This window comes from Cupriavidus sp. H18C1 (genome assembly GCF_049311595.1).
Lineage (GTDB): Bacteria > Pseudomonadota > Gammaproteobacteria > Burkholderiales > Burkholderiaceae > Cupriavidus > Cupriavidus cauae.
Map to the genome: position 1 here is coordinate 3,344,331 of NZ_CP186008.1, position 23,531 is coordinate 3,367,861.

Below are 23,531 nucleotides of genomic sequence, written 5' to 3' on the forward strand. Positions count from 1 at the left end.
CGCCGCCAGTTTCTTGCCCCTCGGTTCGTTTCGTCTCCGCGTTACTCCCGGTTGTCCCTTATTCAATGTCCCGCAGCGACAGGTGCACCGGCTGGTGGTCCGATGCCTGCGTGCTGCCGTCGACCTCGCAACGAACCACACGTTCCAGCAGATCCTCGGTCACCAGCATGAAGTCGCAGGCGAAGGGCGGCTCGTCCCACTGCGCCTTGTCGTACAGCGCGCAGGTCGGCGCGTGCGGCCGGCCCGGATGCAGATGCAGCCAGGCATCGCGCCATGCCGGCGTGCCGTCGTCGAAGGGTGCGGTCAGGCGCAGGTAGGCGGTGTCATCGGGTTTGCTGTTGAAGTCGCCGCACAGGATGGCGCTGGGTGGACGTCCCTCGGGCGTGAACGGGCCGAAGCGCTGTTCCGCCGGTCCCGGCCTTGCCGCATGCCCGCAGGCCTCGGCATGCCAGGCGCGCAACGCTTCGGCCTGTGCGTTGCGTTGCAGGGCCGAGTAATACTCCAGATGCGTGCAGATGATGCGCAGCCGTTGGGTGCCGGCGATCACGGTCGCTTCCAGCGCAACGCGCGGCATCGACGCGACCGTCGGATCGGCGGGCCACGGCAGCGCATGGCGGAATACCTCGCATACCGGCAGGCGCGTCGCGATCAGGTTGCCGAACTGGCGCGGCATGCCGTCCGGCCCGAAGCGGTCGACGCCAGGCGCGAACAGCAGGTGGTAGCCGGGCAGCAGCGCCGCCAGCTCGGCGACCTGGTCCGCGCCCGGGTTGCCCGGCATCTCGCCGAAGCCGCGCGTCACCTCCTGCAGGCACAGCACGTCGAAGTCGGCCAGCGCGCGCAGCGTCGATACGGTGCGGGCGAGGTCGACCTGGCCGTCGCAGCCGCGTCCCCACTGGATGTTCCAATTGATCAGTTCCATCGCTTGCCTCCGCCGGGGCGTTCTCCACGCGACTGCGTCGCCGCCGTTCCGTTGGTGCCCGTGCCGATCGCGGCGACTGGTCTACAATCGCGCTTTCGCAAAACAATACGTCAGGTCCCGCTGGTGTCTCAAGCCGTGTCTCCCCCGCAATCCGCCCCCGAGCCGGTGCAGCAACCGGCAGCCTCGCCCGCTCCCAACCGCAAGCGTGGCGGCGCCGCCGCATCGGCCGCCGGCGCCGAGGCCCAGGTCCATCCGACCGTGAAGATCGACAGCCTCGACATGGAGGCGCGCGGCGTGGGACGGCTGGTCAACGAGGACGGGACGCCGGGCAAGGTGGTCTTCGTCGAGGGCGCGCTGCCGGGCGAAACGGTGGCCTACCAGAGCTATCGCCGCAAGCCGAGCTTCGAGCAGGCGCATTTGGTCGAGGTCAGGGAAGCGTCGGTGATGCGGGTGCAGCCCGGTTGCGTCAATTTCGGCGTCTGCGGCGGCTGTTCGATGCAGCACCTGGACGCGCGCGCCCAGCTCGCGATCAAGCAGCGCGTGCTGGAAGACAACCTGTGGCACCTGGCCAAGGTGCGGCCCGAGATGGTGTTCCGGCCGATCGCCGGACCCGACTGGGGCTATCGCTACCGCGCCCGCCTGACGGTGCGCCACGTGGTCAAGAAAGGCGGGGTGCTGGTCGGGTTTCACGAGCGCAAGAGCAGCTATGTCGCCGACATGACGTCGTGCGAGGTGCTGCCGCCGCATGTGTCGGCGATGCTGGTGCCGCTGCGCGAGCTGGTGGCCGGGCTGTCGATCCGCGACCGCATGCCGCAGATCGAGCTGGCCGTCGGTCAGGATGTCACCGCGCTGGTGCTGCGGATCCTCGAGCCGCTGAATGACGCCGACCGCGACCTGCTGCGCGCCTTCGCCGACCGCCACAACGTGCAGTTCTGGCTGCAGCCCAAGGGCCCGGACACGGTGGTGCCGTTCTATCCGCTCGATCGCGAACTGGCTTATACGCTGCCGGAATTCGGCATCCGCATGCCGTTCAAGCCGACCGATTTCACCCAGGTCAACCATCAGATCAACCGCGTGCTGATCAAGCGCGCGCTGCGGCTGCTCGACGCGCAGCCGGGCGACCGGCTGCTGGACCTGTTCTGCGGCATCGGCAACTTCACGCTGCCGCTGGCGACGCAGGGGCGGGAGGTGATGGGCATCGAAGGCAGCGAGGCGCTGACGGAGCGGGCGCTGGCCAATGCCGAATACAACGGCCTGGCGCACAAGGTCGCCTTTGCCTGCCGCAACCTGTTCGAGGTCAGCGCCGAGGATATCGCCGCGCTGGGGCGCTTCGACCGCTGGCTGGTCGATCCGCCGCGGGAAGGCGCGCTGGCCGTCAGCAAGGCGCTGGCCGAGCTGGCGCAGGCGGGCAGCGACGTGCTGCCTGGCCGTATCGTCTATGTCTCCTGCAATCCGGCCACGCTGGCGCGCGACGCCGGCCTGCTGGTGCACGAGGCCGGCTACCGGCTGCGCGGTGCCGGCGTGGTCAACATGTTCCCGCACACCTCGCACGTGGAGTCGATCGCGGTGTTCGAGCGGGCCTGATCGGGCGATCCTCCGGGGTGGTCGTCCGGGGCGATGGGCGGCGGGATCGGCCGGGACCATCGGCCCGAACCGCCGGCCCGGGGCCAGCGACAGAGCAACCGCGTGGGGCAATAAAAAGGGCCGGCATTGCCGGCCCTTCGTCATGGCGGTGAAGCGGTCGCTTATTCGCGGCTGCCGCCGAAGATGCCCAGCAGCGCCAGCAGGTTGACGAAGACGTTGTAGACGTCCAGGTAGATCGCCAGCGTCGCCGTGATGTAGTTGGTCTCCCCCGCCGTTCACCACGCGCTGCACGTCATACAGCATGTAGGCCGAGAAGATGCCGATCGCGATCACCGAGACGGTGATCATCAGCGAGGGCAGCTGCAGCCAGATGTTGGCCACGCTGGCCAGGATCAGCAGGATCACGCCGACGAACAGGAACTTGCCCAGGCCGGAGAAATCGCGCTTGCTGACCGTGGCGACGGTCGCCATCGTGGCAAAGACCGCCGCGGTGCCGCCGAACGCATACATGATCAGCGCCGGTCCGTTCGAGAACTGCAGCACCGAGCCGATGATCCGCGACAGCATCAGGCCCATGAAGAACGTGAAGGCCAGTAGCAGCACGACCCCCATGGCGCTGTTCTTGGTCTTTTCGATCGCGAAGAAGAAGCCGAAGGCGATCGCGAGGAACAGGATCAGCGACAGGCCGGGGCTGGCGGCCATGAAGCTGAAGCCGGTCGCCACGCCGATCCAGGCGCCGAGCACGGTCGGCACCATCGACAGCGCCAGCAGCCAGTAGGTATTGCGCAGGACCCGATTGCGGACGGTGACGGCTCCCGCCGTCGCGCCGGCATTGCCGAAACCATAGGTATTCAGCTTGTCGTTCATGATGACTCCTCATTCAAAGGGCGGTGCCGGAAGCGCCGGCGGACACCTCGCCAATGTGGCATCGTCCTTGCACGATTGCAAGTGCAGAGTGATTCAAAATGCACTAAAAATCGCGAAACCGTCGAGGAACAGATGAGGCGCTTACGTTGCCTTGGATCGGCAGGGCTGGCCGGTGTTCCCGTCCCTTTGTCCCATATCGCTACGATGGTGCGCCGCGATAATCTATGGGATGCAGCCCCGATCGTTTCGCCGCCGCCGGCTCTCGAAACGATTGGGGTCTCGTGCTAGAATCTTGTGTTTCCCAATTTGGTAACCCCTTCATTTTTCGGAGTTTTTATGGCGATCGAACGCACCCTGTCGATTATCAAGCCGGATGCCGTGGCCAAGAACGTCATCGGTCAGATCTACGCCCGTTTCGAAGGCGCCGGCCTGAAGATCGTGGCCGCCAAGATGGCGCACCTGTCGCGCGGCGAAGCCGAGCAGTTCTACGCCGTGCACAAGGAGCGTCCGTTCTTCAAGGATCTGGTCGACTTCATGATCTCGGGCCCCGTGATGATCCAGGTTCTGGAAGGCGAGAACGCGATCGCCAAGAACCGTGAGCTGATGGGCGCCACCGACCCGAAGAAGGCCGAGAAGGGCACGATCCGCGCCGATTTCGCCGACAGCATCGACGCCAACGCCGTGCACGGCTCCGACGCGCCGGAAACCGCGGCCGCCGAAGTGTCGTTCTTCTTCCCCGGCATGAACGTTTTACTCGCGCTGATTGTCTTGCCTGAACCCGGACACTAGACTGCTACCCGAAGCCCCCGCTGCCGTCATGAACGCTCTCGTCAACCTGCTCGATCTGGATGCGGACGGGCTCGCCACGTATTGCGGCGAGCTCGGCGAGAAGCCGTTTCGCGCGCGGCAGCTGCAGCGCTGGATCCACCAGTTCGGCGCCAGCCAGTTCGACGAGATGTCGGACCTGGCCAAGTCGCTGCGCCAGAAGCTGGCCACGCGCGCCGAGATCCGCGCGCCGTCCGTGATCACCGACCATCTGTCGGCGGACGGCACGCGCAAGTGGCTGCTCGACGTGGGCAACGGCAATGCGGTCGAAACGGTCTACATCCCCGAGGAAACGCGCGGCACGCTGTGCGTTTCCTCGCAGGCCGGCTGCGCGGTCAATTGCCGCTTCTGTTCGACCGGCAAGCAGGGTTTCTCCCGCAATCTGACCACCGGCGAGATCATCGGCCAGCTGTGGATGGCCGAATTCGCGATGCGCACCCAGCTGGGGCGCGGTCCGAAGGACGATCGCGTGATCTCCAACGTGGTGATGATGGGCATGGGCGAGCCGTTGCTGAACTACGACCAGGTCGTGCCGGCGATGCGGCTGATGCTCGACGACAACGCTTACGGGCTGTCGCGCCGCCGTGTCACGCTGTCCACGTCCGGCGTGGTGCCGATGATGGACCGCCTGGCCAAGGACCTGCCGGTCGCGCTGGCGGTGTCGCTGCACGCATCCAACGATGCGCTGCGCGACGGGCTGGTGCCGCTGAACCGCAAGTACCCGCTGGCCGAGCTGATGGCGGCCTGCCGCCGCTATCTGGAGTTCGCCCCGCGCGACTTCATCACCTTCGAATACTGCATGCTGGACGGCGTCAACGACGGCGTCCAGCATGCGCGGGAACTGTTGAAGCTGGTGGCCGACGTGCCATGCAAGTTCAACCTGATTCCGTTCAATCCCTTCCCCCGAATCGGGGCTCAAGCGCTCGAACAACGAGCAGATCCGGCGTTTCGCCCAGGTGCTGATGGACGCCGGCATCGTGACCACGATCCGCAAGACCCGCGGCGACGATATCGACGCCGCCTGCGGCCAGCTCGCCGCCGAGGGCCGCGTGCAGGATCGCACCCGGCTTGCCGAGCGCGGCCGCTTCGGCAAGATCCCGCCGGTCGTGGCGGCGCCGGGCGGGGAGGCGCGATCTGCATGAGGCGTCTGCCTGCCGGTCTGCCCGCCGTGGTTCTGGCCGGGCTGGCACTGCTGACGGCGTGCCAGTCGACGGGCACACCCGGCACCGCAGGCACGCCGGGACAGCAGGCGCCGCAGGCGCGGGATGCGAGCCCCGCACCGGCCGATGCGCGCGAGCGTGCCGCGCTGCGGCTGCAGCTGGCCTCGCGCTATCTGCAGGCCGGCCAGAGCGCGATCGCGCTCGATGAGGCCCGGCAGGCGATCGCGCTCGATCCGTCCCTGACCGATGCGTACCACGTCCAGGCGCTGGCGCAGATGGCGCTGCGGCGGCCCGCCGAGGCCGAGCAGAGCTTCCGCGCCGCTCTGTCGCGCCGCGAGGACGACGGCGATTTGCTGAACAACTATGGCTGGCTGCTGTGCGAGCAGGGGCGTTACGCCGAAGGGCTGGCCCAGCTGCAGCGCGCGGTGACGGCCGCCGCGACGGCCTCTTCGTCCGGCGGCGCCGCCAGGACGCTGACCAGCCTGGGCGCCTGCCAGCTGCGCCAGGGCGATCTGGAGGCGGCCCACCGCAGCCTGACCGCGGCGCTGGCCCAGCCGGGCACGGCGGCGCCCGCGGATGCCGCGGACGCCGTGACCCACGCCGCCGCGCATACCCAGCTCGGGCTGCTGTATTGGAAACAGGGCGATCTGCCGCGGGCTCGCGCCGAAGTGGCGCAGGTCAACGCAGGACGCTACGCCAGCCCGGCGTCGCTGTGGCTGGGCGCGCGCATCGCGCACCGCGAGGGAGACGCGGCCGCACAGCTGGCATTGCTGGCGCAATTACATAAGCGCTTCCCGGACTCGCGGGAGTCGAGCGCATACCAACAAGGAGTACGGGATGAATGAGCACGAGCGCGCCGAGGGCCAGGCCGTCTCGACCAATGCGAGCGGCAGCGCCAACGCGGTCGCACAGGAGATCGGTGCGAGCCTGGCGAAGGCACGCGCGGCCCAGGGGCTGTCGATACACGACGTCGGTGCGCGGCTGAAGGTGCCGGCGCAGAAGGTCGATGCGATCGAGTCCGGCAATGTCGACGCCTTGCCCGATCTGACGTTTGCAAAGGGTCTGATGCGCGCGTACGCGCGCCTGCTGCAGGTCGACATCGACGCCTTGCTGGCCCGTTTCCATGCGCAGGCCGCGCCGCCGGCGCCCGAGGTGGCGATCCGCCGCCAGGGCAGCCTGAACGCGAGCTTCGACGACCGCCGGCGCTTTCGCAGCAGCGGCACGTCGGGTACCGGCGGGCGCTGGGTCTGGCTGGCGCTGGTCGCGGCCGTGGTCTGTGCCGGTGCGCTGTTCGGCGTCGACCATGTCAAGCAATGGCTTGACGCGCGCGAGCAGCAGTTGACGGAATCCGGCGCGGAAACCGCGGTTGAAGCCGAAGCGGGCACCTCGGGCACCTCGGGCACCGTGACCGCGGTGCTGCCGCATGTGATGGGCGGCGCCGCCAGCGAGGCGCCCGGAGCGATGACGGGCACGGACGGCGCCGCCACCGGCACCGCCAATGCGTCCGCCACGCTGGCGACCCCGCTGGCTCCGGTGACCGCCGGTACGCCGGCCGCGCCCAATGAAGCGGCCGCCACGACGGCGTCGGCAGCGCCCGCCACCGCCGCGGCAGCATCGGCCTCGGGCGAACTGCAGCTGCGTTTCAGCGCCCCGACCTGGTATGAGGTTCGCGACGCCAGCGGCAAGGTTGTGCTGGGCGGCACCGCCAAGGCGGGCGACGAGGTCGCCGGCGGCGGTGCGGCGCCGTACAAGGTCGTGATCGGCAACGTCAAGGGCGTCGCGGCGATGACCCGCAACGGCGAGCCGGTCGACCTGCAGGCGGCCAACCGCAACAACGTGGCGCGCCTGACGCTGCCCTGATTTATCCGTCGGTCCCCGATCGTTCCGTTCGTCGACCGCACGCCAATGCAACGAGGTAACCCATGAACGCACAGGCCTGTCTGCCCGTACTGCCCGGATCGCTGCCGCGCCGCCGCACCCGGCAGGCGCGCGTGGTCTGGGGCGACAACGTGGTGACGATCGGCGGCGATGCGCCCGTGCGCGTGCAGTCGATGACCAATACCGACACCGTCGATGCGGTCGGCACCGCGATCCAGATCAAGGAGCTGGCGCGCGCCGGCTCGGAGATCGTCCGCATCACCGTCAATACGCCGGAAGCCGCCGCCGCGGTACCCGCGATCCGCGACCAGCTCGATCGCATGGGCATCGATGTGCCGCTCGTCGGCGACTTCCACTACAACGGCCACAAGCTGCTGCAGGACCATCCGGCCTGCGCGCAGGCGCTGTCGAAGTACCGCATCAACCCGGGCAACGTCGGCCAGGGCGCCAAGCGCGACACGCAGTTCGCGCAGATGATCGAGATGGCATGCCGGCACGGCAAGCCGGTGCGCATCGGCGTCAACTGGGGCAGCCTGGACCAGGATCTGCTGGCGCGCATCATGGACGAGAACGGCCAGCGCGCCGAACCGTGGCCGGCGCAGAGCGTGATGATCGAGGCGCTGATCACGTCGGCGATCGACTCCGCGCGCCGTGCCGAGGAAATCGGCCTGCCGGGCGACCAGATCATCCTGTCGTGCAAGGTATCGCAGGTGCAGGAGCTGATCGCGGTCTACCGCGAACTGGCGCGCCGCTGCGACTATCCGCTGCACCTCGGGCTGACCGAGGCGGGCATGGGCAGCAAGGGCATCGTCGCCTCGACGGCCGCGCTGTCGGTGCTGCTGCAGGAGGGCATCGGCGACACCATCCGCATCTCGCTGACGCCGGAGCCGGGCGCGTCGCGCGACAAGGAAGTGCATGTCGCGCAGGGAGATCCTGCAGACCATGGGCCTGCGCAATTTCACGCCGATGGTGATCGCGTGCCCGGGCTGCGGCCGCACCACCAGCACGGTGTTCCAGGAACTGGCCGCCAGCATCCAGTCGTACCTGCGCGCGCAGATGCCGGTATGGAAGACCGAGTATCCCGGCGTCGAGGAAATGGATGTGGCCGTGATGGGCTGCATCGTCAACGGTCCGGGCGAGAGCAAGCACGCCAATATCGGCATTTCGCTGCCGGGCTCCGGCGAGTCGCCGGCGGCGCCGGTGTTCGTCGACGGCGTCAAGGTGAAGACGCTGCGCGGCGAGCGCATCGCCGAGGAATTCCAGGCGATGGTCGACGAATACGTGCGCACGCACTACGGCAAGGGCAGCGCGGCGGCCAATATGGGCCAGTGATCGGCAAGTGATCGGTCACTGAGCAGCCGCGCCGACCAGCAACAGAATGACAACCATGAACGCATCCGAGAATCCGGCGCCCGCCAACGGCGGCGCCCAGAACCAAGGCAAGGCCCGCGCGCTGCAGGGTGTCAAGGGCATGAACGACATGCTGCCCGCCGACGCCCCGCTGTGGGAGCAGTTCGACCAGGCGGCCCGCGCGATGCTGCGCGCCTACGGCTACCAGCAGATCCGCACGCCGATCGTCGAGCCGACCCAGCTGTTCGTGCGCGGCATCGGCGAGGTCACCGACATCGTCGAGAAGGAGATGTATTCCTTCACCGATTCGCTGAACGGCGAGCAACTGACGCTGCGTCCCGAGGGCACGGCGGCGGTGGTGCGCGCGACCATCGAGCACAACCTGCTGTACGACGGCCCCAAGCGCCTGTGGTACACCGGCCCGATGTTCCGCCACGAGCGCCCGCAACGCGGCCGCTATCGCCAGTTCCATCAGCTCGGCGCCGAGGCGCTCGGCTTTGCCGGTCCCGATGTCGACGCCGAGATCATTTTGATGTGCCAGCGCCTGTGGGACGACCTGGGCCTGGTCGGCGTGCGCCTGGAGATCAATTCGCTGGGCCAGGCCGACGAGCGCGCGGCCCATCGCCAGGAACTGATCAAGTATCTGGAAGGCTTCCAGGACATCCTGGACGAGGACGGCAAGCGGCGCCTCTACACCAACCCGCTGCGCGTGCTCGACACCAAGAATCCCGCGCTGCAGGAGATGGCGGCGAACGCGCCGAAGCTGATCGACTTCCTCGGCGACGCCTCGCTGGCCCACTTCGAGGGCGTGCAGCGCCTGCTGAAGGCCAACAATATTCCGTTCACGATCAATCCGCGCCTGGTGCGCGGGCTGGACTACTACAACCTCACGGTGTTCGAGTGGATCACCGACAAGCTCGGTGCGCAGGGCACCATCGCCGGCGGCGGCCGCTACGATCCGCTGATCGCGCAGATGGGCGGCAAGTCGGCGCCGGCCTGCGGCTGGGCGATGGGGATCGAGCGGATCATCGAACTGATGCGCGAGGAAGGGCTGGCACGCCAGGCCGACGCGTGCGACGTCTATGTCGTGCACCAGGGCGAGGCCGCGGCGCAGCAGGCGATGATCGCCGCGGAGCGCATGCGCGATGCCGGTTTCGATGTGGTCGTGCACGCCACCGCGGACGGCAAGAGCGGCAGCTTCAAATCGCAGATGAAGCGGGCCGACGCGAGCGGGGCTTCCCATGCCGTTATCATTGGCGAGGATGAGCTGGCCGCCGGCGTGGTGCAGGTCAAGGCCCTGCGGGCCGCTGACGGACAAACCGAGAGCAACGGGCAGCAAGCCACGGTGCCCGCCGAGGACCTGGTCGACTATCTGGTCGAATCGATGGTCGCCGGCATGGGTGGCGAGTCCGGCGAAGACCTTCAATGATGACGCAGGCGCGCTGCACGATGCGCGCTTGCCTGACGACAAACCAACGCGGTTGAAACCACGAGATGGCTTACGATCTGGAAGAGCAGGAACAGCTTGAAAACATCAAGGCATGGTGGCGCCAGTACGGCAACTTCCTGACCTGGCTGCTGATTGCCTGCCTGCTGGCCTTCGCGGCCTGGAATGGCTGGAACTGGTGGCAGCGCAAGCAGGCCGGCGAGGCCGCGGTGCTGTACGAGCAGGTGCTGAAGGCCGCCGAGGCGCGCGATGTCGAGCGCACCAAGCGCGCGGCCGGCGACCTCGAGGACAAGTACGGCAAGACGGCCTATGGCCAGATGACGGCTCTGGTCGCCGCCAAGGTGTTGTACGAGGCCGGCGACCTGGCCGGCGCCAAGAGCCAGCTGCAATGGGCGGTCGACCACGGCGACGGTGAGTATCAGCACCTCGCGCGTGTCCGGCTGGCTGGCGTGCTGCTGGACGAGAAGGCCTACGACCAGGGCCTGGCGCTGCTCAAGAGCGAGCCGCCGAGCCCGTTCGTCGCGCTGTATGCGGATCGCCGCGGCGATCTGCTGGCCGCGCAGGACAAGCGCGACGAGGCGCGCGCGGCCTACCGCCAGGCGCTCGACAAGCTCGGGGCCGACGAGGCCGGCATGCGCCAGATCATCCAGTTCAAGCTGGACGCCCTGGGCACCGCATAAGCGAGGATGCTGCAGTCGATGCGCCGGCCCGGTCGGTGCATCAAATGCAAGCGAATTTGCCCCGACCCGCCCCCACTTCGCTTCCCACCTTTTTTCAGGAACGCAACCAGATGATGTCGATGCCTAACGGCGCTGCCCGGATCTTTCGCCCTGTTCGCTTGACCCAGGCGCTCGTCGTTGCCTGTGCCACCGCCCTGGCTGGCTGCTCGCTGTTCGGCAAGGCCGACAAGAATCCGCCGGCCCAGCTGCAGCCGGTCACGCAGACGCTGACGGTCAAGGAAGCCTGGCGCGCCAGCGTCGGCAAGAGCGGCCCGTATTCGCTGCAGCCGGTCGCGGTCGGCGACAAGGTCTATGTGTCGTCGCATGGCGGCGACGTGACGGCGCTGGACGGCACCACCGGCCGCACGCTGTGGAAGGTCGACACCGACGTCGACCTGACCACCGGCCCCGGCAGCGACGGCAACGTGACCGCGGTCGCCGGCGAGAAGGGCGTGGTGTTCGCCTTCGATGCCAGCGGCAAGCAGCTGTGGAAGAAGCAGATCAATGGCGAGATCCTGTCCTCGCCGCTGGTCGGTCATGACCTCGTGGTGGTGCGCACCACCGACACGCGCGTGCTCGGCCTCGATGCGCAGACCGGCGAGCGCCGCTGGATCTACCAGCGCGCGCAGACGCCGCTGAACCTGCGCGCCGCGATGGGCATGGTCTTCGCCGGCGACGGTATCGTGATGGGCTTCCCCCGGCGGCAAGCTCGGCGTGCTGGCACCGTCCAACGGCGTGCTGCGGTGGGAGAGCACGATCTCGTATCCGAAGGGCGTGTCCGAGATCGAGCGGCTCAACGACGTGACCGGCCTGCCGATGATCAACGGCCGGCAGGTCTGCGCGACCACCTTCCAGGGCCGTATCGCCTGCCTGGAGCTGGCCAATGGCCAGCCGCAGTGGGGCAAGGACTTCTCGTCGCCGGTCGGCCCGACCCAGGACGACGTATCGCTGTTCGCCGCCAACGAGCATTCGGTGGTGTATGCCTTCGACCGCCAGAACGGCAACGAGCGCTGGCGCAACGAGCAGTTGCGCAACCGTCCGCTGGGCATGCCGCTGGCGCTGGGCCGCTCGGTGGTGATCGGCGACTTCGAGGGCTACCTGCATTTCCTGTCGCGCGAGGACGGCAAGTTCGTCGCCCGCGTGCGGGCCGGCAGCAGCCCCATCACCGCCGCACCGGTGGTGGCCGGCCAGACCCTGGTGGTGCAGACCCGAGGGGGCGACGTCTACGGCTATATTCCGGATTGAAGCGCTGACCAAAGCAGGGACGGCCGCCATGGCGGGCGTTCCACCGGCGAGCGCGCGCTCACCTGTCGGTGCGCGCGATCGCCGGGACCCGACAGCATGGCCGGCCCGCCGCGATGGCGGTGCCGGCCGCATGCGTCATGCGGGCCAGTGGCCCGCGGCTTGATTTCACCCGACAGGATTGCCGGCCCGGCGCGTTGCGCCAGGCTGTCGGACCAACCTGATTCTTCGGAGGCATGCCTGGCGCACCGCGCCGGGCGTGGCCCTCCACGATTTGCATGAAACCAGTGATCGCACTCGTCGGCCGCCCCAATGTGGGCAAGTCGACGTTATTCAACCGCCTGACCCGCTCACGCGACGCGCTCGTCGCGGACCTGCCTGGCCTGACCCGCGACCGCCACTACGGCGAGGGGCGCGGCGCCGACCGTCCGTACATCGTCATCGATACCGGTGGCTTCGAACCGGTGGCCAAGGAAGGCATCGTCGCCGAGATGGCCAAGCAGACCCGGCAGGCCGTGGTCGAGGCCGACGTCGTCATCTTCATCGTCGACGGCCGCCTCGGCCTGGCGCCGCAGGACCTGGTCATCGCCGACTATCTGCGCAAGACCGGCCGGCGCGTGATGCTGGCGGTCAACAAGGCCGAGGGCATGAAGTACACCGCGGTCGCGGCCGACTTCTACGAGCTCGGCATGGGCGACCCCTATGCGATCTCGGCCACCCACGGCGACGGCGTGCGCGAGCTGGTCGACGAGGCGCTGGAGGCGGCGGTCGAGCAGCGTCCCGAACTGGCCGAGCCCGAGGACCAGAACACGCGCGGCATCAAGATCGCGATCGTGGGCCGTCCCAACGTGGGCAAGTCCACGCTGGTCAATACGCTGATCGGCGAGGAGCGCGTGATCGCCTTCGACATGCCCGGCACCACGCGCGATGCGATCTATGTCGAGTTCGAGCGGGGCGGCAAGCCCTATACGCTGATCGATACCGCGGGCCTGCGCAAGCGGGGCAAGGTGTTCGAGGCGATCGAGAAGTTCTCGGTCGTCAAGACGCTGCAGTCGATCGCCGATGCGAACGTGGTGGTGCTGCTGCTCGATGCCCAGCAGGACGTCTCCGAACAGGACGCGCATATCGCCGGCTTCATCGTCGAGTCGGGGCGTGCGCTGGTGGTCGGCGTCAATAAATGGGACGGGCTGGACGGCCATACCCGCGACCGGATCAAGCACGATCTGCAGCGCAAGCTGCAGTTCCTCGATTTCGCCAACTTCCATTTCATCTCCGCCCGCGAACGCAGCGGCATTGGCCCGCTGCTGCGCTCGGTCGACGACGCGTACGCCGCGGCGATGATCAAGATGCCGACGCCCAAGCTCACGCGCGTGCTGCACGACGCGGTGGAATTCCAGCAGCCGCGCCGCGTCGGTGCAACGCGCCCCAAGATGCGCTACGCGCACCAGGGCGGTTCCAATCCGCCGATCATCGTCGTGCACGGCAATTCGCTGAACGCGGTGCCCGAAACCTATCGGCGTTTTCTGGAAGGGGCGTTTCCGCGCCGCCTTCAATCTGAAGGGCACACCGCTTCGAATCGAATTTCGTACGAACAAAAACCCGTACAAGGACTCGAAGGATTGAGTCGGAAAAGGCGGCCAGATGGGGGCGCCGCAGCCCCGTCTGTGGCGCCGAAGTTTCGTTTGCGTTCGTTTGGAACTGCGGCTAAATTCACACTAGCGGGAGCCCCCGCTGGTTGATGCCGGCCTGGTACCGTTTTGATTTTTTTTGACGCGATCTTGCGTCGTCCGACTTGAAACCGGGGATATCGATCCCCATCATTGATCACTAAATCTATAAATTTGGAGTGTGCCATGAGCAACAAAGGGCAATTGCTACAAGACCCGTTCCTGAACGCGCTGCGCAAGGAGCACGTGCCGGTTTCCATCTACCTCGTCAATGGCATCAAGCTGCAAGGTAATATCGAATCCTTCGACCAATACGTCGTCCTGCTGCGTAACACGGTGACGCAGATGGTCTACAAGCATGCGATTTCCACTGTCGTTCCCGCGCGCGCGGTCAATTTCCGCGTCGACGACTCCGCGGAAGGCTGATTCCGACGCCGCTCGCATTTCCGGCCGCGCGCATGCGCGGCAATCACGCTCCGACGCCGCGCCAGCGCCATCCGGTGCTGGCGCGGCATCGTTCTTTGTATCGTCGCGTTTTGCGGAGCGCGCCTTCCTGTTTCTGATCCCGGTTTTTTCCGCGCCGCTGTGCGCCCCGAGCTTGCAACCTAGAGCCACTTCCCCCCTCCGAACCCACCCGCGCCATTCTCGTCGGCGTCGATTTCGGCAAGCACGATTTCGAAGAGAGCCTGAGCGAACTGGCGTTGCTGACGTCCACCGCCGGCTCCACGCCGGTGCATACCCTGACCGGCAAGCGTTCGCGTCCAGACCCGGCGCTGTTCATCGGCTCGGGCAAGGCCGAGGAACTGAAGGAAGCGGCCGACGCGCTCGATGCCGACGTGGTGGTGTTCAACCACGCGTTGAGCCCCGCGCAGCAGCGCAATCTCGAACGCTTTCTGAACCGGCACGTGATCGACCGCACGGGCCTGATCCTGGATATCTTCGGCCAGCGCGCGCAGAGCCATGTCGGCAAGGTGCAGGTCGAACTCGCGCAGGTGCAATACCGCGCCTCGCGGCTGGTTCGCGCCTGGAGCCACCTGGAGCGGCAGAAGGGCGGTATCGGCATGCGCGGCGGCCCCGGCGAGCGCCAGCTCGAACTGGACCGCCGCATGCTGGACGACCGCGCCAAGCGGCTCAAGACGGATCTGTCGCGGCTGCAGCGCCAGCACAGCACGCAGCGCCGTGCCCGCGCGCGCAACGAAACGCTGAGCATTTCGCTGGTCGGCTATACCAACGCGGGCAAGTCGACGCTGTTCAACGCGCTGACCAAGGCGCGCGCCTATGCGGCCGACCAGTTGTTCGCGACGCTCGATACGACCTCGCGCCGGCTTTATCTGGACGGCCTGGGCAATGTGGTGCTGTCCGACACGGTCGGCTTCATCCGCGACCTGCCCACCCAGCTGGTGGCGGCGTTCCGCGCCACGCTGGAGGAAACCGTGCATGCCGATCTGCTGCTGCATGTGGTCGATGCCGCCAGCCCCGTGCGCCATGAGCAGATCGAACAGGTCAATCGGGTGCTGGCCGAGATCGATGCGGCCGACATTCCCCAGATCGTCGTGATGAACAAGATCGACGCGGCGCCCGAACTGCTCGAGCATGGCCCGCGCATCGAGCGCAATGAGGACGGCGTGCCGGTGCGGGTCTTCATCAGCGCGCGCGACGGCATCGGGCTGGACAGCCTGCGCGATGCGATCGTCGAGGCCGCGCGCTGGCTGGCCGAGCGGCCCGCCGTGCCGGAAGCCGCCGATCCGCGGCTGCAGGATCTGCACGAACGCCGCCAGTGGGAGGGCGATGGTGCCGATGGTGCCGACGGTGCCGATGGCGCGGACGGAGGCGACGGCGTCGGGTTTGCCGATCGCAACGCCGAGGCGGATACCGTTGCGCGGGACGCCGATCGCGCTTCGGACGCCGATTCCGGTCCGGCGTCCGACCCGGCTTCCGCTGTCGATTCCGACCCCGATTCCGACCCCGATTCGACCCCCGAAGCACCGGCCCCTCGCCGGCTTCCCGATCGCGGCGCCGACTGATGCGGGCGGCGCCATGCGCCGCCTCCGGCATCAAATGAGCAAAAGTGGCGTCGATGGCTGCTAGAATCCCCCTCGTTACAACTTTCCCGGAACCGTGCCCTACATGCCCCAGTTCTCCCGGACCTCTGATACAAGCCTTGCCCGAGGCGCCCGTCGGCCGAGCAGCTGGCAGCGTCTGCGCGCGATTCTCTCGCTGAACGATCCCCGCTGGGGCCGTGGCGACAAGGACGACGAGGACAAGGATGGGCGCGACGGCAACCGCGACAACGGCCGTCAGAACCAGCGCCCGCAGGACGGTCCGCCGGACCTGGACGAGCTGTGGCGCGACTTCAATCGCCGCCTGAACAGCCTGCTGGGCCGCAAGGACAACGGCGGCGGCAACAACAACCAGAACTTCGGCGGCGGCACCCGTACGCCGGGCAAGGGTTCGGGCATCGGCGCAGGCGTGATCGCGGTCGCGGTGATCGCGATCTGGCTGGCCAGCGGCTTCTTCATGGTGCAGGAAGGCCAGACCGCGGTGGTGCTGCAGTTCGGCAAGTTCAAGTACACCACTGGCCCCGGTATCAACTGGCGCATGCCGTGGCCGATCCAGTCGGCCGAGATCGTCAACCTGTCGGCGGTGCGTTCGGTCGAGGTCGGCCGTTCGACCTCGATCAAGGACAGCAACCTGAAGGACTCGTCGATGCTGACGCAGGACGAGAACATCATCGACGTCCGCTTCACGGTGCAGTACGACATCCAGGACGCGACCGAATTCCTGTTCTTCAACAAGACCGACCGCGGCGGCGACGAGGAGCTGGTGACGCAGGCCGCCGAGACCTCGGTGCGCGAGATCGTCGGCCGCAACAAGATGGATTCGGTGCTGTACGAGAACCGCGAGCAGATCGCGCAGGGCCTGGCCAAGTCGATCCAGGCGATCCTGTCGGCGTACAAGACCGGCATCCGCGTGATCTCGGTGAACGTGCAGAGCGTGCAGCCGCCCGAGCAGGTGCAGGCCGCCTTCGACGACGTCAACAAGGCCAGCCAGGACCGCGAGCGCGCCATCAGCGAAGGCCAGGCCTACGCCAACGACGTGATTCCGCGCGCCCAGGGTACCGCCGCGCGCCTGGCCGAAGAGGCGCAGGCCTACAAGGCCCGCGCGATCGCGCAGGCCGAGGGCGATGCCTCGCGCTTCCGCCAGGTGCAATCCGAGTACGCCAAGGCGCCGCAGGTCACGCGCGACCGCATCTATCTGGAAACGATGCAGCAGATCTACGCCAATACCAGCAAGGTCCTGGTCGATACGAGCCAGGGCAACAATCTCCTCTACCTGCCGCTCGACAAGCTGATGGCGCAGTCGCAGGCCGATCCCCGCGGGGCGGGCGCGGTGCCGCCGCCGGCCACGCCGGCGCCGGTGCCGGACGCCAGCGCCGACACGCGTTCGCGCGAAGCGCTGCGCAATCGCGATCGCGATTCCCGTTGAGGAGAGAACCCAGATGAACCGACTGATTTCCTACGCCATCGGCCTCTTCATCGTGTTGGCGATTGCCTCCTCGATGGTGTTCGTGGTCGACCAGCGGCAATATGCCGTGGTGTTCGCCTTCGGCGAGATCAAGCAGGTGGTGCGCGACCCCGGCCTGCATTTCAAGCTGCCGCCCCCGCTGCAGAACGTGGTCTTCATGGACCGCCGCCTGCAGACCATCGACGTGGCCGCCGGCGAGCGTTTCCTGACCGCCGAGAAGAAAAGCATGATGGTGGACTGGTTCGTCAAATGGCGAATCACCGATCCGCGCAATTTCTTCGTCGCCTTCGGCGGCAACCTGCGCGGCGCGCAGGACCGCATGACGCAGCGGATCGACGCCGCCGCGCGCGAGGAGTTCGGCCGCCGCACCGTCGCCGAAGTGGTGGCGGGCGAGCGCGAGCAGGTCATGCAGAACATCCGCAACAGCATGACCGAGTACGGCAAGACGGTCGGCGTCGAGATCCTCGACGTGCGCCTCAAGCGCGTCGACCTGCTGCCGGCGATCAGCGAATCGGTCTACCGCCGGATGGAAGCCGAGCGCAAGCGCGTCGCCAACGAACTGCGCTCGACCGGCGCGGCCGAGGGCGAGAAGATCCGCGCCGACGCCGACCGCCAGCGCGAGGTGGTGCTGGCCGAGGCCTATCGCGAGGCGCAGAAGATCAAGGGCGAGGGCGATGCCCGCGCTTCGCAGATCTACGCCGAGGCGTTCGGCCGCGATCCGCAGTTCGCGCAGTTCTGGCGCAGCATGGAAGCCTATCGCAACACCTTCCGCGACAAGCGCGACGTGCTGGTGCTGGAGCCGGACTCCGAATTCTTCCGCTACATGCGCTCGTCGGGCGGCGCGCAGACGGCGACCCGGCGCTAGCGAGCGTGCCGGCCTCCGCAGGTGCGATGGCGCGATAGCGCGATCGCGCGACAGTGCGGCAGTCCGCTTTGCCCGAACCCCGGCTTGCCGGGGTTTTGTTCGCCCGCGGGACGGTGCACCATCGATGCCGTCCGCTGACCGATCCTTTTTTGTGCGAGCCGCCCGCGCCCGGCCCGCGACCCACACGAATCAGAGAAGCACCATGTCCAACCACTGGCTCCTGCCCGAGAACATCGCCGACGTGCTGCCGTCGGAGGCCCGCAAGATCGAGGAGCTGCGCCGCCGCATGCTCGATCTGTTCCGCACCTACGGCTACGAGCTGGTGATGCCGCCGCTGCTGGAATACATCGAGTCGCTGCTGACCGGCACCGGCCACGACCTGGACCTGCGCACCTTCAAGCTGGTCGACCAGCTGTCGGGCCGCACCATGGGCCTGCGCGCCGATATCACGCCGCAGGTGGCCCGCATCGACGCCCACTTGCTGAACCGGCCCGGCGTGACGCGGCTGTGCTACGCCGGCAATGTGCTGCACGCCCGCCCGGCGGGCTTTCATGCGACGCGCGAGCCGATCCAGGTCGGCGCCGAGATCTACGGCCATGCCGGCCTGGAGGCCGACGTCGAGATCCAGAACCTGATGCTGGCCGCGCTGCAGTCGGCGGGGCTGGGCGAGGTGCGGCTGGACCTGTGCCATGCCGGCATCGTCGCGGCGCTGCTCGACGGCCTGCCGCCGGCGCGCAGCAACGAGCAGGCCCTGTTCGATGCGCTCGAGAACAAGGACGTGCCGGCCCTGCGCGAACTGACCGCCGGTTTCCCCGAGGTCGAGCGCGACGCGCTGCTGGCGCTGCCCACGCTGTACGGCGGCCCCGAGGTGATCGAGCGGGCCCGGGCGGTGCTGCCCGCCAGCCCGGCCATCGGCCGCGCGCTGGACGAGCTGGCCTTCCTGGCCGCCGAGGTGCGCGGCGCCACGGTCAACATCGACCTTGCCGATCTGCGCGGTTACCACTATCACAGTGGAGTCATGTTCGCGGCCTACGTCGCGGGCCTGCCCAACCACGTTGCCCGCGGCGGCCGCTACGACAAGGTGGGCGAAGCGTTCGGGCGCGCGCGTCCGGCCACCGGCTTTTCGCTGGACTTGCGCGAGGTGGCGGCGCTGTCGCCGGTCGAGGTCCGCGCGCTGGCGATCTTCGCGCCGTGGGACCCGGATCCCGCGCTGCGCACCGCGATCGCGGCGCTGCGCGAGGGCGGCGAGATCGTGATCCAGTCGTTGCCGGGCCACACGCACGAGCTCGACGAGTTCAATTGCGACCGCCAGCTGGTGCGCGACGGCGGCCGCTGGGTGGTGGTGCCGCGCTGAGCGCCGGTTCGCCGGACTGAGCGGTTCTCCCTGCAAAATCGGGGATCGGCCCGCAACAAGAGTAGAATACGTTTTTAACCTTCTGACCAGTTCAACATGTCCGCTTCAGCAGTAAGCCAGGGACGCAACGTCGTCGTGATCGGCACCCAGTGGGGTGACGAAGGCAAAGGAAAAATCGTCGATTGGCTTACCGATCATGCAAAGGGCGTGGTGCGGTTTCAGGGTGGCCACAACGCCGGCCACACCCTGATCATCGGCGGCAAGAAAACGATCCTGCGGCTGATCCCGTCGGGCATCATGCGCGAAGGCACCGTCTGCTACATCGGCAACGGCGTGGTGCTGTCGCCCGAGGCGCTGTTCCGCGAGATCGAGGAACTGGAAGGGGCCGGCCTGCAGGTGCAGAACCGCCTGCGCATCTCCGAAGCGGCCACGCTGATCCTGCCGTACCACGTCGCGATCGATCGCGCGCGCGAGACGCGCCGCGGCGCCGGCAAGATCGGCACCACCGGCCGCGGCATCGGCCCGGCTTACGAGGACAAGGTGGCCCGCCGCGCGCTGCGCGTGCAGGACCTGTTCGATCCGCAGCAATTCGCCGAGCGCCTGCGCGAGAACCTCGACTTCCACAACTTCATGCTGACCCAGTACCTGGGCGCCGAGGCCGTGGACTTCCAGCAGACGCTGGACGAGGCGCTGGCCTATGCGCCGCGCCTGGCGCCGATGGTCGCCGACGTGTCGGCCGAGCTGTACGCGGTCAACGCCGCCGGCCAGAACCTGATGTTCGAGGGCGCGCAGGGCACGCTGCTCGACGTCGATCACGGCACCTATCCGTTCGTGACCTCGAGCAACTGCGTGGCGGGCGCCGCCACGGCAGGCGCCGGCGTCGGTCCGGGCCGCCTGCACTACATCCTCGGCATCACCAAGGCGTATTGCACCCGCGTCGGTTCGGGCCCGTTCCCCAGCGAGCTGTACGACAACGACAATCCGCGCCGCCAGGATCCGGTCGGCGTGCGCCTGGCCAATGTCGGCAAGGAGTTCGGTTCGGTGACCGGCCGTCCGCGCCGCACCGGCTGGCTCGATGCCGCCGCGCTGAAGCGCTCGGTGCAGATCAACGGCGTGTCGGGCCTGTGCATGACCAAGCTGGACGTGCTCGACGGTCTCGACACGATCCGCCTGTGCGTCGGCTACATGCTGGACGGCAAGCAGATCGACATGCTGCCGCGCGGCTCCGACGCCGTGGCGCGCTGCGAGCCGATCTACGAGGACTTCCCCCGGCTGGAACGAATCGACCTTCGGCATCAAGAGCTGGGATGCGCTGCCCGAGGCCGCGCGCCAGTACCTGAAGCGCATCGAGGAAGTGGTCGGCATCCCGATCGACATGATCTCGACCGGTCCGGACCGCGACGAAACCATTCTGCTGCGCCATCCGTATCTGATCTGATTTCGGTGATCTGATCGACCCGAGCCGTGGGATACACCGCGGCCATCGAGTGAAATCCGGCCCGCGCAAGCGGGCCTTACTGTATCCCCCCGCACGGGAAGACCCATAACAAAGCAGCAACGAAGAGCAAGCGATGACCCTGCCTCAGAACGATGACGAGAACCTGTGGATCTCGTGGGACGAATACCACCAGCTGATTGCCCGCCTGTCACTGAACGTGCACGAGTCGGGCTGGCGTTTCGACAAGATCCTGTGCCTGGCGCGCGGCGGCCTGCGCGTCGGCGACCAGATGTCGCGCATCTTCGACGTGCCGCTGGCCATCCTGGCCACCAGCAGCTACCGCGAGGCGGCCGGCACGGTGCAGGGCGATCTCGATATCGCGCAATACATCACGATGACGCGCGGCGAACTGAGCGGCCGCATCCTGCTGGTCGACGATCTGGTCGACTCGGGCCTGACGCTGGAACGCGTCGGCCGCCATCTGCAGGAGCGCTATCCCGCGGTGACCGAGGTCCGTTCGGCGGTGCTGTGGTACAAGGCCTGCTCGAAGGTCAAGCCCGACTACCACGTCAGCTTCCTGCCGACCAATCCGTGGATCCATCAGCCGTTCGAGGAATACGACACGCTGCGTCCGCACAATCTCGCCGCCTGGCTCAAGCGCGGCAAGCGGGCAGCGGGCGAGGGCGGTCAGGGCTGATCGGCGTTCGGACTGCTCCCTGTCCCCGGTCCTCTCCCGCGAGCGGGAGAGGGAGAACACCATAGGCAGAGTCCAGCGTCCCGCCGGTTTTCTCCCCTCTCCCGCGCTCGCGGGAGAGGGGCCGGGGGAGCGGGCAGCGCACCACCTGCGCCCACCCTCCATCCCCCGTCCTCTCAGTACCCCACCGTAAAGCGCTCGCGCGAATGCGCGTGCCGTTCCAGTTCGTCGACCAGCGCGACGGCGAAGTCCTCCATCGAGATCCAGCTCTTGCCGTTGGCGTCGGTCAGCAATTCGTCCTTGCCGACGCGATAGCTGCCGGTGCGCTCGCCCGGTTCGAGCAGCGCGGACGGCGACAGGAAGGTCCAGTCCAGTTCCTGCTCCGCCCGCAGCGCGTTCAGGAAGTCGCGGCCGGCGAGGGCTTCGGCCTTGTAGGCCTCGGGAAACGTCGGCGTGTCGACCAGTTGCACGCCGGGTGCGACATACAGGCTGCCGGCACCGCCGACCACCACCACACGCTTGACGCCCGCCTGGCGGGCCAGCTGCAGCAGCGGCTCGGGACCGGCCTGCGCGAAACGCACCGCGCTGACCAGCGCGTCATGTCCGGCCAGCGCCGGCGCCAGCTTCGCGGTGTTGGCGAGATCGGTGATGTCGGCGTCCAGCCGTTTCAGGCCGGGGCGATCGGCCAGCGTGCCGGCGTGGCGCGCGATGGCGGTCACGGTATGGCCGCGGCGCAGCGCTTCGTCGGCGATGCGGCTGCCGACGCGTCCGGTGGCACCCAGGATGGCGATTTGCATGGTGGAACTCCTTCACAGGTTGGCTTCGCGAGGAAGCAATAAGAAAGACGAAGCGATGCGAGGCCTCCGCATATGAAACCAACGTAGTTACATATACCGGCAAAAAATTCAGCGCCGCCGCGCGCGCGCCGACCGCTCGACGTCGGCCAGCATGCCGGCGATCGTGGTCTGCGCCAGGTTTTCCTCCATCGCGGCCTGCGCCTTGTCGGTGATGCGGGTCAGCGCGCCGGTGATCTCGCGTCCGACCATGCAAGCCGGATTGGGCGCGCCGGCATGCAAGGCGATCAGGCTGTCCGACTCCACCGCGCGAAATACGTCGCGCAGCGTGATGGTGTTTGCGGGCCGCGCCAGCGAGGCGCCGCCGGCGGCGCCCATCGCGGTCGAGACCAGTCCGGCCTGCGCCAGCACGCCGATCAGCCGGCGGATCAGCGCCGGATTGGTGCCGACGCTGCCGGCGATCAGCGAGGACGGCAGCGGCGCGTCGGCGCTGGCCAGCAAGGTCAGGATATGGACGGCAACGGCGAATCGGCTGCTGGTCGACATGGCGGGAAGCGTTGAAGTGAAACTATCGTAGTTACATATGCGCACGCTGTCAACCATGGCGCGGATACGAGGGCCGGGAGTCGGTCGGGTAGGCTGGGAGCACGGCGCGGAAGAAGGCGCGGAAGAAGGTGGGGCAATCAGCATGGGTTCATGCCGCCGCCATGTCAAAGGAATGCCGGAAGCGCCACTGAAGCTGATACACTGCGCCTTGATGTCGAGGTGCGGCGATGACGGTCGCGCCCGGCGCAAGGGGCGGTGCAGTCGCGATCGGTTCGAGCGGTGGTTCGACCGCTGGTTCGACCGGCAGCAGGCGCGCCGCAAGCAGTGAAAGATGGTCGTCGGCCGCGCAAGGTCGGCACATGGTCGGAATTTTTCGGGACGCGATCCCGGGGATCCGGGGCAACCGGCGCACACGGCGCCGAACTGGAGCGCCAATGGCCCGATCAAAGCAGAACGCGCAAGCGATCCGGATGGAAATGCAGATGCAGGCGGGAAAGAAAAAACCCGCAGCGCCGGAAAGCGATGCGGGTTTTTTGATCTGGTGCCCAGGAGAGGACTCGAACCTCCACAGTGTTGCCACCGCTAGGACCTGAACCTAGTGCGTCTACCAATTCCGCCACCTGGGCAGGTGTCGAAACAACCGAAGCGCTCATTATA

At 67.5% G+C, this 23,531-nt stretch carries 15 protein-coding genes, 1 tRNA gene and 7 pseudogenes; 17 read left to right on the forward strand and 6 right to left on the reverse strand.

All coding sequences use genetic code 11. The annotated features are described in order from the left end of the window. Positions 1-58: 58 nt before the first annotated feature. A complete protein-coding gene (locus OJJOAM_RS15365; RefSeq protein WP_422648443.1) occupies positions 59-919 on the reverse strand; it encodes an endonuclease/exonuclease/phosphatase family protein in 861 nt (286 codons plus the stop codon). Positions 920-985: 66 nt separating this feature from the next. Here OJJOAM_RS15365 and rlmD point away from each other — a divergent pair, with 66 nt between their 5' ends. Beyond that, complete coding sequence (rlmD, locus tag OJJOAM_RS15370) at positions 986-2,503, forward strand: 23S rRNA (uracil(1939)-C(5))-methyltransferase RlmD (RefSeq protein WP_422649615.1); 1,518 nt, start codon at positions 986-988, stop codon at positions 2,501-2,503. Between the two features lie 161 nt (positions 2,504-2,664). Here rlmD and OJJOAM_RS15375 read toward each other — a convergent pair. Continuing rightward, positions 2,665-3,370: pseudogene (locus tag OJJOAM_RS15375) on the reverse strand (Bax inhibitor-1/YccA family protein). Positions 3,371-3,706: 336 nt separating this feature from the next. Here OJJOAM_RS15375 and ndk point away from each other — a divergent pair. The 16 genes and pseudogenes from ndk to OJJOAM_RS15455 all read left to right on the forward strand — a co-directional run bounded on the left by ndk (position 3,707) and on the right by OJJOAM_RS15455 (position 21,537). Next, positions 3,707-4,159: a nucleoside-diphosphate kinase gene (gene ndk, locus OJJOAM_RS15380; RefSeq protein ID WP_422648444.1), complete on the forward strand. Its 453-nt coding sequence runs from the start codon at positions 3,707-3,709 to the stop codon at positions 4,157-4,159. Between the two features lie 28 nt (positions 4,160-4,187). Next, a pseudogene (rlmN, locus tag OJJOAM_RS15385) lies at positions 4,188-5,337 on the forward strand (23S rRNA (adenine(2503)-C(2))-methyltransferase RlmN). Positions 5,338-5,630: 293 nt separating this feature from the next. Beyond that, positions 5,631-6,200 (forward strand): tetratricopeptide repeat protein, encoded by a 570-nt coding sequence (locus OJJOAM_RS15390; protein WP_422649616.1) that lies wholly within the window; start codon positions 5,631-5,633, stop codon positions 6,198-6,200. After that, positions 6,193-7,215, forward strand: coding sequence for a RodZ domain-containing protein (locus tag OJJOAM_RS15395; protein WP_422648445.1), 1,023 nt, complete (start codon positions 6,193-6,195; stop codon positions 7,213-7,215). The genes OJJOAM_RS15390 and OJJOAM_RS15395 overlap by 8 nt, the downstream gene beginning before the upstream one ends. Before the next feature lie 62 nt (positions 7,216-7,277). Then, positions 7,278-8,565 (forward strand): annotated as a pseudogene (gene ispG / locus OJJOAM_RS15400) (flavodoxin-dependent (E)-4-hydroxy-3-methylbut-2-enyl-diphosphate synthase). Between the two features lie 55 nt (positions 8,566-8,620). After that, the gene (gene hisS, locus OJJOAM_RS15405) at positions 8,621-10,012 is read left to right on the forward strand and encodes a histidine--tRNA ligase (protein WP_422648446.1); all 1,392 of its coding nucleotides are present in this window, start codon (positions 8,621-8,623) and stop codon (positions 10,010-10,012) included. A gap of 65 nt (positions 10,013-10,077) precedes the next feature. Continuing rightward, positions 10,078-10,710 carry a YfgM family protein gene (locus tag OJJOAM_RS15410; RefSeq protein WP_422648447.1) on the forward strand — a complete coding sequence of 211 codons (633 nt, stop codon included), beginning with the start codon at positions 10,078-10,080 and terminating at the stop codon, positions 10,708-10,710. A 113-nt stretch (positions 10,711-10,823) separates the two neighbouring features. Next, positions 10,824-11,994 (forward strand): annotated as a pseudogene (bamB, locus tag OJJOAM_RS15415) (outer membrane protein assembly factor BamB). A 275-nt stretch (positions 11,995-12,269) separates the two neighbouring features. After that, positions 12,270-13,614 (forward strand): annotated as a pseudogene (gene der, locus OJJOAM_RS15420) (ribosome biogenesis GTPase Der). Positions 13,615-13,844: 230 nt separating this feature from the next. Then, on the forward strand, positions 13,845-14,084 hold the full coding sequence (hfq, locus tag OJJOAM_RS15425) for an RNA chaperone Hfq (protein WP_006577126.1): 240 nt from the start codon (positions 13,845-13,847) through the stop codon (positions 14,082-14,084). A gap of 172 nt (positions 14,085-14,256) precedes the next feature. After that, positions 14,257-15,490, forward strand: a pseudogene (gene hflX / locus OJJOAM_RS15430) (GTPase HflX); the annotation flags it as partial. A 295-nt stretch (positions 15,491-15,785) separates the two neighbouring features. After that, complete coding sequence (gene hflK, locus OJJOAM_RS15435; protein WP_422649617.1) at positions 15,786-17,144, forward strand: FtsH protease activity modulator HflK; 1,359 nt, start codon at positions 15,786-15,788, stop codon at positions 17,142-17,144. Positions 17,145-17,157: 13 nt separating this feature from the next. Next, the gene (gene hflC / locus OJJOAM_RS15440; RefSeq protein ID WP_422648448.1) at positions 17,158-18,048 is read left to right on the forward strand and encodes a protease modulator HflC; all 891 of its coding nucleotides are present in this window, start codon (positions 17,158-17,160) and stop codon (positions 18,046-18,048) included. 202 nt (positions 18,049-18,250) lie between these two features. Next, positions 18,251-19,402 (forward strand): ATP phosphoribosyltransferase regulatory subunit, encoded by a 1,152-nt coding sequence (locus OJJOAM_RS15445; RefSeq protein WP_422648449.1) that lies wholly within the window; start codon positions 18,251-18,253, stop codon positions 19,400-19,402. A 96-nt stretch (positions 19,403-19,498) separates the two neighbouring features. Beyond that, positions 19,499-20,840, forward strand: a pseudogene (locus tag OJJOAM_RS15450) (adenylosuccinate synthase). A gap of 133 nt (positions 20,841-20,973) precedes the next feature. Continuing rightward, on the forward strand, positions 20,974-21,537 hold the full coding sequence (locus OJJOAM_RS15455) for a phosphoribosyltransferase (RefSeq protein ID WP_422648450.1): 564 nt from the start codon (positions 20,974-20,976) through the stop codon (positions 21,535-21,537). Positions 21,538-21,710: 173 nt separating this feature from the next. On the opposite strand, the gene OJJOAM_RS15460 is transcribed toward OJJOAM_RS15455, so the two are convergent. The 4 genes from OJJOAM_RS15460 to OJJOAM_RS15475 form a co-directional block, all read right to left on the reverse strand. Then, positions 21,711-22,331 (reverse strand): NAD(P)-dependent oxidoreductase, encoded by a 621-nt coding sequence (locus tag OJJOAM_RS15460; protein WP_422648451.1) that lies wholly within the window; start codon positions 22,329-22,331, stop codon positions 21,711-21,713. A 108-nt stretch (positions 22,332-22,439) separates the two neighbouring features. After that, positions 22,440-22,874 carry an Rrf2 family transcriptional regulator gene (locus OJJOAM_RS15465; protein ID WP_422648452.1) on the reverse strand — a complete coding sequence of 145 codons (435 nt, stop codon included), beginning with the start codon at positions 22,872-22,874 and terminating at the stop codon, positions 22,440-22,442. A 148-nt stretch (positions 22,875-23,022) separates the two neighbouring features. Further along, a complete protein-coding gene (locus OJJOAM_RS15470; protein WP_422648453.1) occupies positions 23,023-23,454 on the reverse strand; it encodes a hypothetical protein in 432 nt (143 codons plus the stop codon). After that, positions 23,414-23,500, reverse strand: a tRNA-Leu gene (locus OJJOAM_RS15475). Before OJJOAM_RS15475 ends, OJJOAM_RS15470 begins: the two co-directional genes overlap by 41 nt. Positions 23,501-23,531: the final 31 nt, after the last annotated feature.

Coding starts and splice junctions, on each gene's coding strand:
- hfq (WP_006577126.1), top strand. CDS start 13,845: ATGAGCAACAAAGGGCAATTGCTACAAGACCCGTTCCTGAACGCGCTG.
- OJJOAM_RS15445 (WP_422648449.1), top strand. CDS start 18,251: ATGTCCAACCACTGGCTCCTGCCCGAGAACATCGCCGACGTGCTGCCG.
- hflK (WP_422649617.1), top strand. CDS start 15,786: ATGCCCCAGTTCTCCCGGACCTCTGATACAAGCCTTGCCCGAGGCGCC.
- hisS (WP_422648446.1), top strand. CDS start 8,621: ATGAACGCATCCGAGAATCCGGCGCCCGCCAACGGCGGCGCCCAGAAC.
- OJJOAM_RS15455 (WP_422648450.1), top strand. CDS start 20,974: ATGACCCTGCCTCAGAACGATGACGAGAACCTGTGGATCTCGTGGGAC.
- OJJOAM_RS15365 (WP_422648443.1), bottom strand. CDS start 919: ATGGAACTGATCAATTGGAACATCCAGTGGGGACGCGGCTGCGACGGC.
- OJJOAM_RS15395 (WP_422648445.1), top strand. CDS start 6,193: ATGAATGAGCACGAGCGCGCCGAGGGCCAGGCCGTCTCGACCAATGCG.
- OJJOAM_RS15390 (WP_422649616.1), top strand. CDS start 5,631: ATGGCGCTGCGGCGGCCCGCCGAGGCCGAGCAGAGCTTCCGCGCCGCT.
- OJJOAM_RS15460 (WP_422648451.1), bottom strand. CDS start 22,331: ATGCAAATCGCCATCCTGGGTGCCACCGGACGCGTCGGCAGCCGCATC.
- OJJOAM_RS15465 (WP_422648452.1), bottom strand. CDS start 22,874: ATGTCGACCAGCAGCCGATTCGCCGTTGCCGTCCATATCCTGACCTTG.
- hflC (WP_422648448.1), top strand. CDS start 17,158: ATGAACCGACTGATTTCCTACGCCATCGGCCTCTTCATCGTGTTGGCG.
- OJJOAM_RS15410 (WP_422648447.1), top strand. CDS start 10,078: ATGGCTTACGATCTGGAAGAGCAGGAACAGCTTGAAAACATCAAGGCA.
- ndk (WP_422648444.1), top strand. CDS start 3,707: ATGGCGATCGAACGCACCCTGTCGATTATCAAGCCGGATGCCGTGGCC.